We start from the raw sequence: 12153 nt of genomic DNA, 5'->3' as shown, positions 1-12153 counted from the left end.
CTGTTCAAGCTGTATCTGATCCACCAGCAATTCATAAAGCTTATACGTATCTATTAATGAATTCATTTTAATTATTTTCTGAAACTTTTGTTTCAGGATGTATTTGCTGTTGCCGAAAAATAGAAATAAAAACCTAAGAACATGGACATTAATCACTTTAAGGAAACCATTAAACCCTTCTCTTGGGTAGAGCATGCCAACAGTTTTTCGGTATGTTTAGATGTGGGAAGTTATAAACAGGAAATCTTTGATACCAGGGCAGATGAAGGTTTTGAAGGAAATGGATACGACTGGGGTTCATTAGCTCAGGTTTTTCTGGATGAAAAAAGACCGGATTTAAGAGAATATATAAGATTTGATCCTGAGGGTGGGATGTTTTGTGCGTACTCGTCTGAACAAAATCAGCTAAAAGATTTTATTCTGGATTTTAAACAAGCGTGTGAAGATGAAACGCTGATAAGAGATTTGTTTTCAAGAGCAGAACTGGATTGATTCACATAATAGATCAGGGAATTTCGAACAATGAAGATGAGATCTGCTTGTCTTGAATCGTAAAAAGAGTTAGTATGACCGGATTCGGTACATCATATTTTAAACCAATCTAATAAAAGTAATATGAAGAAAATATTTTCAGAACTCAAAGGATTTGTGATATACAGCCCCGAGCTTTTAGCAAAATATCTGCAGGATCATAATTTGCCAGGAAACAATATCCTGAAATATTTTGTAGAAAATGACCACGGAGATGTAATAACAAAATCTGGAATTGCTATTCCTGTAATAGGGGTAGAAGAGGATTATTATTCATTCTGTATTTCTGCTAACGAAGACCACGTATTGGGGCATGATGAAGTTGCTGCACAGTCAGAAGGATGGATATTTCAAACTTCTAATAACGAGCTGAGAGTTGTAGGTATTGGTTATTTAAAAGATATCTCTACCATTAATGATGAGAACAGCATCCGCATGAACCTTGAAAACGGATGGTTTTCGTTAAAAATACGGGCCGGCCATAAAAATGGAGAAAGGCTCTTCGAACTCAATACAAGGAAACAGGAAAATAAACCGGACTTTAGCGGCGATCTTACTGCAACGTATTATTTTAATTGATATGACAGATGGCTTAGATTAATGTAATATCTTTAAGAGATCTTATCAGGTATGTAGAAGATATTCTTGAAAAGAATGGTGGAGTCTTCCTAATAGAAGAAAAATATGAAGATGATGCTTTTGGGATGAGAAAAATTCCTTGCTGCAATTCAGATGCTTATATTGAAGACTGCCGGGAAAAGAATCTTGGATTTTTATTGTCTCTCAGGAGATTGATGGAATTTCATCTGATCATATGTATAAAGCTGAAACAGCTCCTTTTATGTTAGAAGGAGAAGGAGGATGAGTATCTGAAGACTCTATCGAACGGATTTCTCTTAGGATTCTTTCAAAAGATTCTGATAGAAATGCCGCAAAGATCTTTAAGGCCATCAGAAACAAATTAAAGAAAGATCACAAAATAGGAATGGGAGTTGAAGGCGGCTCACAACTACACAATAATTATTTTTATCAAAAACATTATGTTGGCAAAAAAGTTTTTAAAAATGATTTTTATAATGAAAAAGCAGGAATTATCCTTGTGAAAGAATAGTTTGAAAAGCAGATACGAAGAGATTAAAACCCGAATAACCCGCTGAAAATCACAAAGCATAATATACCTAAAGCCAGGGCCAGGTTAATAGCAACCTGTTCATATTTTTCTTTCCATATAACAACAGGGATTCAATGACAGCATAAGTAAAGATCGCATAGCCCATCACCATCATCACAATATAGAGTATATGGCCTGCTCCTATCCCTAAGGTCTGCTCTTTAAGAAGCCATATTGAACCAATTGCAATGAGAAAGAAAAAGATCAGAATCCCAAGTCTTAAGAATAGATGCTTTTTAAGTTCACTTTCTGAGCTGATTGGGCGGTAAATAAGGGTATACACTCCGCAAGCATATACAAATAGTAAAATAAAACCAATGATGGATCGGAATTGATAAGGTACAATGATCCAGTTTTTTGTAAAAACAAATCCTGCCATCAGGAATGCAATAAAGAAGTATTTTATTTTTTTGAAATCCATCAAAGATCTATTCATGATATAGGGTTGTTTTTCAAATTTATTTAATATTTTGCTTGTGTGCAACTATTCTATTTTCAGAAGGTTAATTCATTTTTGTTAATCAGTGGGAAAATCGTATTTTTTGAGAATAATCTAAGGCTTACTGTTGTATTATATAATCCAAAACTTAAAATAAAATGAAAAAACTATTTCTTTTAGTAGGTATAAGCCTTTCTGCATGTCTTTATTCCCAGCAAAATATTCTTTTTGACCGGGCGGGTCAGTATTTTGATTTTATAGAATTGAGTTTTAAAATGGAAAATAAGCCCAATGGTAAGTTTCATTTGATAAAATTTGACACTATTACAGCCACTGGTAAAAAAGATAACATATTGATTGATAATTATGAGGCAGAAAATATCTATAGAAGAGCTAATATTCTGGTGCGTTATGAAGTCCCAAAAGAACAGTTGAAAAGTGTAAATGCCAGAGGAGTTATCAGATATTTCAAGCCTTCAAAGGATAATAATTCTTATTTTGTATTGGGTACAGTAAAAGAGGTAAAGAAAGATGTGAATCTTATTGATAATAGACTTCTGGCTAAAAATCCGAAGCTTTATTTTGGAATCGTATCTGTAGAATCAGCCAATGAAATTTTTAAAGAATTTATCATTTACAAGATGAATAAAGGCGAAAAGGTGAATTTTGATCATTATGACCTGATCATTGCGAAAACAGCAGGTAAAAACCATGAAATCATCCCGGTTATTCCCACAATGAATGATGAATTGGATTACGGATACAACAATCTTACTCTAAAAGATCCCAAAACAAAGATGATCTATACATTTTATAAGCTTGAACAATCTATGACACCCGCAGAACGAGGTAATATTCCACTTGAACTGTTCATTGAAAATGAAGAATCTGTACAGAAGATTCCTTTTGATTTCAAAAACTTTCAGGTGAAACAGTAAAATATGAATCTTTAACTCATTTCATTATAATCTGTTAAGGATGATGAAGAGGGATTGTAATCAATTTCTTTGTTTATCTTCTTTGTATGCAGTGATATATCATAAAAATTTATATTTTAGGGAAATAACCATGAACACTTATTTATGAGCAGTCTGTATTTTATTTTCGTTCTGATTTTAATGTTTACTTTTCAATATACTAACGGGCAGGGAAGAGCTGTTTCGGGAGCTGCTGATGAGAGTAATGATGTAAACGAAGACTGTATTGGAAACGAAAATTATTGCTGCAATTCCACTTTGGTAAAGACTAATGATTACCTGGAAGAAAATCAGGAACTCATTGTTAACAGCCCAATCCCATTGGATGAGAATGTTTTCTTCGGGCCTCTGTTGATTATTATTAGCCTGTTGGTTTTGAGGTTTTTTTTCAAAAAGGGTAGAAGAGTAAACAATATATATACTGTAACTTTTGTAATGTATTGATATGGAAAGGAGTTGACTTTTACATTCTGGTCAGAAGTGTTGTTTCTCTCATACTGGCTTGTATGAGCATTCTACTTTATAGCTTCTTATTCAGATCATTTTCTGTTTTTGATCCATTTGATGGCGTATTCTACTGGTTCGGTTGAATCAGAAAATGCAGTATTGTGGCCTAAGTCTGGGTATAGTTTGTACTCATACTGTTTACTGCCAGGCTTTAGTTTGTTCAGCAGTTCAATGGATAAGTTAACAGGGACCTGTATATCCTTACCTCCAAAAATCCATAACCCTGGAATTGACAATTTAGTAAGAGTATCTAAAGGATCAGTATCTATAAACTCATATTTATCTGGGTCAGTCATAGTGTGGTTCCGTGCATCTTCTTCTGTGTGTGTATCCCAAAAACTTGAATTTCCATTGGTGTAAAACTGAAAACGAAGCTGTTGTTTCACAGTAATCAGTGCCCCGCTGAATATCGTCATAAATTTGATTTTCTTATTTTTTTGAGCCGTCAAAGGAATGATCCATCCTGCTTGACTGCCGCCAATTAAGCCAATGGGGATGCGATTATTCTGTAAATCCTTAGACAAAACATCCACAGCGGAGCTTGCATCTAAAGACAAAAGGTTAAGATTTAAAGAATCTACATTATTGGTTCCCACTTCCGGTCCCGCATAAACACCTCCGGATTCTCCAACACCGCGTTTGTCATAAGTTAAAACAGCAATACCATTGTTAGCCAAAAGTGTTGCAAACTCTGTCATCCTTTTTTCCTGTCCGGATCCATGCACAATGACAACTGCAGCAGAAGCATTTTTAGGATTGAAAATTGTCCCCGAAAGAGATATTCCTTCACTTTGAAACTTTACATTTTTAGTCGTAAAATTAGAGGAAATTGCTAATAATGAATTGCTTATAAAAAGAAATGGCAACAAGAGAAAGTTCATAAAAAAAGTCTTGCAGGTATGGCATTTTTAAGAAGAGTCAATGGGGTTAAAACAGTATGTTTCATTTTGTTATTAGTTTATTCTTTCTATTAGTTTAAAAAAACTGAAATGATAGTTTTGCTGTTGAAAGATAACATTTTTATACGAAGCTATATACAGAAAATCTGATGGGATTTATATGAAGTTTATATTACATGAAATCAGTGTTTCAAAATTAATTTAACTTTGATTGTTTTTTGTTAGATATACTTGTTGGGTATCCGCATGATATCTATCTGTAATAAATGTGGGTGATATAATGTTTAATTGTAACATTTTATTGTAAAGATGTTTATGTTTTGTATTTGAATCGGATCAAATTAAAATTTTTAGAGTTTTCTTGTGGGAATATACTTTTGATTAAAAAAAAATAAAAACAGTCAATCTAATTTTTATATTTGCATCTGTTGGATTTTTAATATTGATAAACAGCCTGAATTCCAATAAAAGCTTAAAAATAAAACAATAATAAACAAAGAAAAGTAAAGAATGGATAAAATTAATTTATTGGTTATTGTGACTATAGTCTCTTTATTCATTTCACTTTTTCTGGTATTTTTCCTGATTACAGTTAAAACAAAGTATAAAACAAGTAACTCCTTATTTGCAATCTTTATTCTGTTAAATGCAATAGATATTAGTGAGCCTTTGTTTAATATGATGACGGATGGCCCTTCAAACCTGGGAATGTTTAGGAGCACCTTTGCTTTCCTGCAAACTCCGGTTTTTTATCTCTATGTATTGTCAGTTTGTTACTCAGATTTTAAGCTGAAGCCAAAACATCTACTGCATCTAGTTCCATTTTTAGTTGTGAATTTGATTTTAATGCCGCGTTTTTACACCGTAGATCTGGCATCAAAAATGAGTTTTCTTCAGAACCGTCAAAGTATGATAGAGTTTCAGTTCATTCATATTTTAATACATACTCAGATTGCTTTATATATCATAGCCGTTTTCAGAGTATTAAGAAGATCGAAGACACTTTATCTTGAAAACTATGCCGGGAAAAGTATCAATTCTTATCATTGGTTATTTCAGTTTACCATTGTATTGACCACTTTGTATACGGTGGCACTTATAAAAAATATTTTTAAATTTTCGGATTATCCACATATTTCTGAATGGTTAAAGATCGGGCTTCTGGTATCTTCTCTCTTTATTTTTTGTTGGTATTTATTCAAAGCATTAAATAATCCTGATCTTTTTAGAAATATTGATTCAAAGCTAAAGCTTGTTGCTGAGATTGTTTTAGAAGAAAAAAGCAGTGAAGAATCGATAGGAGATGAAAGAGAGTTTAATGAACAGGTTTTGAAATTAAAAAAATATATGGTTGAGAAAAAACCTTTTCTCAACTCTTCGCTCACTATTCAGGATGTTTCCAGGGATATTGAAATTCCGGTAAGAGATTTGTCTCTTTTAATCAATCATCAATTAGGGAAGCATTTTTATGATTTTGTGAATACCTATCGGATAGAGAATGCTATGGATATTTTAAAGGATGGTACAAAAAGTAAGGTAACAATTCTTGAAATTCTATATGAAGTGGGCTTTAATTCAAAATCTTCTTTTAATACTGCCTTTAAAAAACATACAGGTAATACACCAACTAACTATCGTAAAGGATTGAAGGTTAGTGAATTGTAATTATTCGTACTTTTTTTGTAAATACTTGTACCTATTTTTCTGAGCAAATACGACCAATTGTTTTTATTCGGTCGCATAGCTTGAATGCCTTCCGCATTTTTGTATCGAAATAAACTTTAACCTCAAATTCGATACCATGAAAAATAGTTTTTATTTACTCATTCTAATAGTTCTGATTTCAAGCTGCCAGACAAGTAAAAAAATCATTTCACAAAAAAAAGACTACAGTTTTCTTACTGATAGCTTACATGTTGAACAGCAATTGGAGAATTACAAACTTCCGGGATTGAGTCTTGTTGTTTTTAAAAACTATAAGATTGTATATTCCAATCAGACAGGAGTGAAATCAATGAGCTCCAAAGAAAAGATAGATGAAAATACTGCTTTTTCCACCGCATCAATCACAAAGCCAATCACAGCACTTCTTTGTCATATCCTTGAAGAAAAAGGCTTAATTAAACTGGATGAGCCCATTGATAAATACTTAAAACGATGGCATTTACCAAAAAGTAAGTTTACGGAAAAGAATAGCCCAACCTGGAGACAATTTTTTAATCATACCTCAGGTACAAACCAAGGTGGATTCTCAGATTATTATAATGGAGATGTTATTCCAAGTATAAAACAAAGCCTTTTAGGGCAGATCCCAAGATATGATAAGGAAATTGAATTCCTGTTTACTCCGGGAACCGGTTTTGAATATAGCGGTGGAGGGTATGTAATTGTTCAAATGGCATTAGAAGATACTTTGAATAAGTCTATTGCAGAACTGGCAGAAGAACATCTTTTTGCACCTCTTGGTTTGATGAATACCACGATGATACAGCCTAATGAAAAGGGATTTCCAACCAATGTAGCTTCTGTTCATGATAAAGATGGAAAAGTGATAAGAACAGGCTTGCCAATTACTCCACAGATTGGAGCATCAGGAGTATGGTCTACCCCTACAGATCTGGCTAAACTTTCTATTGAAATACAAAATGCTTTACGCAATAAAAATAACAAAGTGATTTCTCATCAGGTTGCCAAAAAAGTAACAGAAGTAACCGCTTTGAAAGATGCTGTTGGAGGTTGGGGATATGGCTGGCAAAAGTCTGTTGCTTATAACAACTATGACTGGTTTATGTGTAATGGTTCCAATACCGGAGTTGGAGGAAGTATTTTGGCTAGTATGGAAGATGGAAATGGCTTTGTAATGCTTGCGAATGGTGAAAAACCTAATCGTATTCCGGTGATCAACGAAGCCCGTATAAAACTTCTGACTTTAATGGACTGGAATAAGAAAATATCTGATGAAAACACTCAGGAACTTCCTTTGAATTTTAAAAAACAACTTATCGGGACGTATAACGACTTTCTTTATGGACAGGGAGCGGAAACGAAAATTGTAGAAAAGAATAACCGTCTCTATGTTGAATCTCTATTTTTAGGATATTTTAAAGGAAAAAACGAAAACGAGTTAGTATACCTGAAAAATGGAACCTTTAGAATTGTAGATTATCCAAATACATTACAATTTGATTTCAGCAATGGAACAGTGAATTCTGTCCTCTTAACAAGAGATTCCATGAAAACAAGAGTTCAAATTACAAAAAAATAATAATAGCCCCATTCATAAGCATGTTTGTAAGCGTTACAACATCTCAAAATGTTTTTAGATAGTATATATCAATCAAATATCAAAAAATGATAAAAAAAATTCTCTTATTATCTTTTGTTTTAATATTTACAACCAACTTTTTATCAGCAAAGGCGAAAATTCCTTTTGGCAAAATTGACAAAATAGAAATAATAGCAGATTTGCCCGACACGGAGAAATATGCTGTAAGTAAAGGTTCAAAAGAATACCTGGATTTAGCAAGAATACACCAGGAATATAATATTGCCTGGGTGCTTCCGGTCTGGATAACCCAGGAACCCAAATTGGTTCTGGCAAAAAAGAAAGTGATGAATATTTCGAATTAACCAATGAACAGCTTGATCAGGTGGTGAGTGAAAATAAATTGAATAAAGAAAGTCTTCTACAGCTTCGATTTTACACAAAATATGGAGGGAAATTCATAGGGCTATTGATTATCGCACTAATCCTATATGGGATCTTTTCTAAAGACAAACCTAAAAAAATAAATACAACACATATCTAAACCTAAAAAACTTAAACCTACAAAAAATGAATCCATTATTTTTAATTCCAGTCGTATTAATCATTGCAGGAGTAGCTTTCATGATCGTCATGAATAAAAAGCACAAAACTGCAAAACTAGAAATTGATTTAGATTCTGAAAGAACTAAATATGGCCAATACAAACAAGAGCTTCTCGCTCAGGATTTTTCAAAATTGACACAATGGATGAATGGCAAACCCATTGATGCTTTTACCTCTGCCTCTGTTCCGCAGTCAACAAGTGATAAAGTGCAGGAACTTGTAACTACCGGAATGAAAAATGTTGCATTATCTGCCATTGGTGTGAAACTTAAGCGAATTGAAACAGATTGTTTCTGGGTTTTAAGTGGAAATGATCTTCATTTTTTCAGTACCAATACAGTGGGCGAATTAGATGAACACATTGTATTCGATCATTTTAGAGTTGAAAATGCCAGCCTTCGATATGGAGGAATCCTGAAATCGCAATTGGGGGTGTATTCAAAATCATCGGAAGAATATTTACCCCAAACCCATGTTATTACTTTTGATATTGACGGAAGTTCGCTGTCTCTTGAAATTCATGATAGACTTAATTATAGGGTGGATCCGGGGGATATGCTCAATCTAAAAATGCAATTGGAAACGAGAGCAAAATATCAGGTCGTTGGTGAAAGGTTTGTGAAAATTTTACAGGATAAATTCTCTAATTTAAAAATGTCTTAATGTATCATGGGATTTTTTTCAATTTTTTTTAATTCATTTAAAAGCATTCGATTAAATGATAAAAATATGGTAAGTGGTTATTTATTAGAGCACTTACTCGTAGGTTCAATGTATGCCGAACAACAGTCGGCATACTTGAATTCTTATGAAACGGGTTTAAATCAATCTGATATTATAACTCTAGTTGAAACGTATTGGGGGATATCAGATCAAAATGGGGCTGTAGAAATACTCCAGAGTTTACATGATAGAAATCAAGATGAAAATATTGATATTGTCTATAGAGCATTTGAAAATTCAGAAAATTATGTTGATATTTTAAGATCAAATCTACCCCATGAAGATGGTCTTTTTGAATATTATGTAGACCTATACCGAAAACTGAGAAGTGTTGTTCCTGAATTGATTGAACAAAAGGTTATTACAGGCTTTACTCAACTGAAAAAAGCAAAAGATAGCAGCTGGAATTATGGTAGAGGTGCATTTTTAGCACGCTGCTGCTACGAATTAGGTTATATCTCTGAAAAAGAACTCAAAGAGTATTTGGCAAAATCCCACAATGAATTGAAAAAATATTGTAACACCTGGAAAGAATATACAACGAGTTATATTTTCGGAAGAGCTATTTGGGGTGGAGGGAATAATAATGGAATGGTGCAGATTGCAAATGACTTATTGAGTAACCCAAAAAGCCCGCTCAAAAGCAGAACATATATCTGATTAGAAAATTCTATGCTCAAAAATTTTCACCCTTTTTCTTTTTAGAATAACTCAATTTTGACAAAAGAATCCCAACTCTGCTCTGTTGTTGGGATTCTTTTTCATTTTTTTCAGCTGAAAAAAAAGCATATTGTGCTTTTTTAGATAGATTAGGTATTAAAATCTATAGCCAATACTCAATCCAAGCTTTATAACCTGGTCATGATCTGTTTTGTTTGCATTGAATACAAGTCTTCCGTACCCTGCGTTGGCTTCAAAAACAAGTCCTTTTTTTGTGGCCAACTTCCAACCTAAACCGGCCCCCAGGGCAAGATCATAAACATCTTTGCCTTCAATAAAGGTAAGGTTGTCTGCTGCAACTATTTTTTTTCCATCAATGGATGTAAACATTCCAAATCCTTCCACAAAAAAACCGGAAGCATATTTTTTCCCAAAATAATATCTGTAATAAGGAGAGAGATAGTAATTCATATCTTTCTCTTTTGTATTATCATAAACAGTAAATGCAGAGATTCCAAGGGATGATTTTTTGTTGAGATACCGTTCAAAACCTACTTCCACAGCACCGGATAACGGCGCGATTACGTTTAATTTAATTTCATTATTTTTCTGATAAGGTGTTACATCAGTTTCACTTTGAGCTTTTATAGAATAAAAAGCAAACAAAGTAATGAGTGATAAAAACATTTTTTTCATAAAAAAGTTATTTGAATTATTGAAGTGCAAAACTCAAATAATTCAAATTAGAACGGGTTTCAAAAGCTTAAAAATGGATAAAATGGTACTTATTTGATGGTGTTTTTATATTCATTGGGTGTCTGACCCGTGACTTTTTTAAAGGCATTATAAAAAGTTGTTTTTGAAGTAAACCCAGATTCTAATCCGATCGTTAATAAAGTATAGTTTTCATATTCCGGATCTGATATCATTTCCTTTACTGCCTCCACCCGATATTGATTGATGTAGTGGGCAAAGTTGTCTTCTGTTATGGTGTTTATAATTTGTGAAAGATATCCTGCGCTTATGCCTAGTTTTTCAGCAACTTTCTCTCTGTTTAATGTACTGTCAGTATAAATGTGCTGATCTTTGCAAAGAAGTTCCAGTTTTTGAAAATAAAGATTATCAGCCGTAATAGATTCCTTATATTGTTGTGGTATGTTGTTTTGTGGAATTTGCGGATTGGTATATGAAATATTTGAATCTTGATTTAGAAAATTGTAGACAGCATTTCTGTTTTTGGCCAATTTATATTTATAAATGCCTATATAGGCTGTCCAGTGCATGATAAATGTCGCAGATAAAGCCAGCCCACTCATGGTAGAGGAAATGTCTATTCCAAAAAGAAGCCAGCCATATACGTAATTAGCCAGGTAGATAATAATAAATAGAGAGTAGTTAGTAAGGTCATTATCCATTTTTTCTCTTGTGGATCTTTTAAGTGCTTTATCATAAAATAAGAATAAAAAGGAGGAAACAGAATAATGATAAAGGCAAATATAAGCTGAATCAGTCTGAGTATATTGATGATGAAAATACCAGAATCTGTGATTTTGTAAATTCCTAAAATATTATTAAGATGGTATATAATGGTAAAAGTAGAGGAGTAGGCAAACGGAATGTAATACAAATAAGTTCTTTGTCTGTTCCTTACAGTATCATCAATTCGGTTTATTATAAAAAGGAAGATGAAGACGGAGGGTAGAAATATCCACTCAATATAGTCCAGAAAACATAGCAAAGGATAGGATTTAAATGCCCCTTCAATTTCAAAAACGTAATTCAATAAAACAAAGGAAAGTGCAAATAACAAGTAGGCTAAATATCTATTTGATTGACTATTGAATAGGGAAGACCTTAAAATAACTATGCCCAAGACTATTCCCTGAAAAATTGCAATATTTAAAAGTGTTGTATAGATCAATTTTTTAATATAAAATTTGTTTTAAATATAGCTCTTTCGTACAAAATCTATGAAAAATAAAAAACCTACTGGTATTCAGTAGGTTTTTTATTTGTTTTTGCGGAGAGTGAGGGATTTTGTGCCCAATCCTCATCGCTTTATGGATAAGATTTTCGCTGTAGCATCTCTGTGAATGGCCTCAAATAGGACATTTGCAAAAAAGTGGTAAAATCCTAATTTAAATTTTACGTAGTAAAACTAAAAATTTCTGCTCAAATCTGCAAGTAAAAAGGTCAAATTTTGAACAGGTTTTTTAAAGTTTAAGGCCAGAATTTAATCCTTCTCTTAGCGCCTGAATTTTCTCAGTTGAAATATTTCTAAAAGAAAACGAAGAAAAAAAAAATTTAAAAAACAGAAAAAAAGAAAGCCTTTTGAAAATGAGCTTGGCATTCTGTCAAGGTTTTTTGGAAAAAGT

The 12153-nt window shown here is 32.8% G+C and carries 13 protein-coding genes; 9 read left to right on the top strand and 4 right to left on the bottom strand.

Annotation, left to right across the window (positions count from 1 at the left end; all coding sequences use genetic code 11):
* Positions 1 to 141 precede the first annotated feature (141 nt).
* Positions 142 to 492 carry an immunity 51 family protein gene (locus tag H5J24_RS12555; protein WP_068942900.1) on the top strand — a complete coding sequence of 117 codons (351 nt, stop codon included), beginning with the start codon at positions 142 to 144 and terminating at the stop codon, positions 490 to 492.
* A 123-nt stretch (positions 493 to 615) separates the two neighbouring features.
* Entirely contained in the window at positions 616 to 1110 is a 495-nt protein-coding gene (locus tag H5J24_RS12550) for a hypothetical protein (protein WP_068942901.1), read from the top strand.
* Positions 1111 to 1709: 599 nt separating this feature from the next.
* On the opposite strand, the gene H5J24_RS12545 is transcribed toward H5J24_RS12550, so the two are convergent.
* A complete protein-coding gene (locus H5J24_RS12545; protein ID WP_232816346.1) occupies positions 1710 to 2138 on the bottom strand; it encodes a hypothetical protein in 429 nt (142 codons plus the stop codon).
* A gap of 161 nt (positions 2139 to 2299) precedes the next feature.
* Here H5J24_RS12545 and H5J24_RS12540 point away from each other — a divergent pair, with 161 nt between their 5' ends.
* Together H5J24_RS12540 and H5J24_RS12535 are read left to right on the top strand one after the other, a co-directional pair.
* On the top strand, positions 2300 to 3079 hold the full coding sequence (locus H5J24_RS12540) for a hypothetical protein (RefSeq protein WP_068942903.1): 780 nt from the start codon (positions 2300 to 2302) through the stop codon (positions 3077 to 3079).
* A 144-nt stretch (positions 3080 to 3223) separates the two neighbouring features.
* Positions 3224 to 3562 (top strand): hypothetical protein, encoded by a 339-nt coding sequence (locus H5J24_RS12535; protein WP_232816345.1) that lies wholly within the window; start codon positions 3224 to 3226, stop codon positions 3560 to 3562.
* Between the two features lie 95 nt (positions 3563 to 3657).
* On the opposite strand, the gene H5J24_RS12530 is transcribed toward H5J24_RS12535, so the two are convergent.
* Positions 3658 to 4506 carry an alpha/beta hydrolase family protein gene (locus H5J24_RS12530; RefSeq protein ID WP_068945051.1) on the bottom strand — a complete coding sequence of 283 codons (849 nt, stop codon included), beginning with the start codon at positions 4504 to 4506 and terminating at the stop codon, positions 3658 to 3660.
* A gap of 864 nt (positions 4507 to 5370) precedes the next feature.
* Here H5J24_RS12530 and H5J24_RS12525 point away from each other — a divergent pair.
* The 5 genes from H5J24_RS12525 (at position 5371) to H5J24_RS12505 (ending at position 9778) form a co-directional block, all read left to right on the top strand.
* Positions 5371 to 6189 carry a helix-turn-helix domain-containing protein gene (locus H5J24_RS12525; protein ID WP_228407613.1) on the top strand — a complete coding sequence of 273 codons (819 nt, stop codon included), beginning with the start codon at positions 5371 to 5373 and terminating at the stop codon, positions 6187 to 6189.
* 136 nt (positions 6190 to 6325) lie between these two features.
* Positions 6326 to 7789 (top strand): serine hydrolase domain-containing protein, encoded by a 1464-nt coding sequence (locus tag H5J24_RS12520; protein WP_068942906.1) that lies wholly within the window; start codon positions 6326 to 6328, stop codon positions 7787 to 7789.
* An 86-nt stretch (positions 7790 to 7875) separates the two neighbouring features.
* On the top strand, positions 7876 to 8154 hold the full coding sequence (locus tag H5J24_RS12515; protein WP_232816344.1) for a hypothetical protein: 279 nt from the start codon (positions 7876 to 7878) through the stop codon (positions 8152 to 8154).
* A 205-nt stretch (positions 8155 to 8359) separates the two neighbouring features.
* Positions 8360 to 9058, top strand: coding sequence for a Z-ring associated ZapG family protein (locus H5J24_RS12510; RefSeq protein ID WP_068942908.1), 699 nt, complete (start codon positions 8360 to 8362; stop codon positions 9056 to 9058).
* A 66-nt stretch (positions 9059 to 9124) separates the two neighbouring features.
* The gene (locus H5J24_RS12505; protein ID WP_228407614.1) at positions 9125 to 9778 is read left to right on the top strand and encodes a DUF1266 domain-containing protein; all 654 of its coding nucleotides are present in this window, start codon (positions 9125 to 9127) and stop codon (positions 9776 to 9778) included.
* 156 nt (positions 9779 to 9934) lie between these two features.
* Here H5J24_RS12505 and H5J24_RS12500 read toward each other — a convergent pair whose 3' ends face one another.
* The gene (locus H5J24_RS12500; RefSeq protein WP_068942910.1) at positions 9935 to 10474 is read right to left on the bottom strand and encodes a DUF3575 domain-containing protein; all 540 of its coding nucleotides are present in this window, start codon (positions 10472 to 10474) and stop codon (positions 9935 to 9937) included.
* An 89-nt stretch (positions 10475 to 10563) separates the two neighbouring features.
* Positions 10564 to 11193, bottom strand: coding sequence for a helix-turn-helix domain-containing protein (locus tag H5J24_RS12495; RefSeq protein ID WP_232816343.1), 630 nt, complete (start codon positions 11191 to 11193; stop codon positions 10564 to 10566).
* Positions 11194 to 12153: the final 960 nt, after the last annotated feature.

The organism is Chryseobacterium capnotolerans, from assembly GCF_021278965.1.
In the GTDB taxonomy this organism is placed as follows: Bacteria; Bacteroidota; Bacteroidia; order Flavobacteriales; family Weeksellaceae; genus Chryseobacterium; species Chryseobacterium capnotolerans.
This window is presented reverse-complemented; position numbering and strand designations above follow the sequence as displayed.